A 548-nucleotide genomic window follows, 5' to 3' on the forward strand; every position below is an offset into this window, starting at 1 on the left:
ACCATATAACCCCAAAAGGTCTGTCAATCGATGATGTCACGACAATTGCCGGATACGCTTGAGACGTATCTTACTTTGTCAGCATGATATACATTGTTAAAGAGCGTTAGAGTCGAAACCCTAAGCGAGAGACTTGAAAATCGCCGCCTCGGATTATCGAGCAGCGATGCAAGCATCTTGCTTAGAACTTCATGACAAGAAGACTGATCACCTGGCCCACCGTTATAGGCAATAAAGTGGTGGAGCCAAGCGGGATCGAACCGCTGACCTCCTGCGTGCAAGGCAGGCGCTCTCCCAGCTGAGCTATGGCCCCATATCGCAGTCCGAAGATGGTGGGTCTGGGCAGACTTGAACTGCCGACCTCACCCTTATCAGGGGTGCGCTCTAACCAACTGAGCTACAGACCCAGGCTTCAAACTAGCTTGTCATTACTCTTGCTTGATCAGGTAATTCATTGTGAGCACTTACCGACAGTCAGCGACGTGTCGATTAAGGAGGTGATCCAGCCGCAGGTTCCCCTACGGCTACCTTGTTACGACTTCACCCCA

At 51.1% G+C, this 548-nt stretch carries 2 tRNA genes and 1 rRNA gene; all 3 read right to left on the reverse strand.

The window, feature by feature from the left end:
* Positions 1 to 237 precede the first annotated feature (237 nt).
* A tRNA-Ala gene (locus KUW18_RS19630) sits at positions 238 to 313 on the reverse strand.
* Positions 314 to 330: 17 nt separating this feature from the next.
* Positions 331 to 407, reverse strand: a tRNA-Ile gene (locus KUW18_RS19635).
* Positions 408 to 490: 83 nt separating this feature from the next.
* Positions 491 to 548, reverse strand: a 16S ribosomal RNA gene (locus KUW18_RS19640); the annotation flags it as partial.

The sequence above is a fragment of the Halomonas sp. DP5Y7-2 genome (assembly GCF_019802025.1).
Classification (GTDB): domain Bacteria; phylum Pseudomonadota; class Gammaproteobacteria; order Pseudomonadales; family Halomonadaceae; genus Halomonas; species Halomonas litopenaei_A.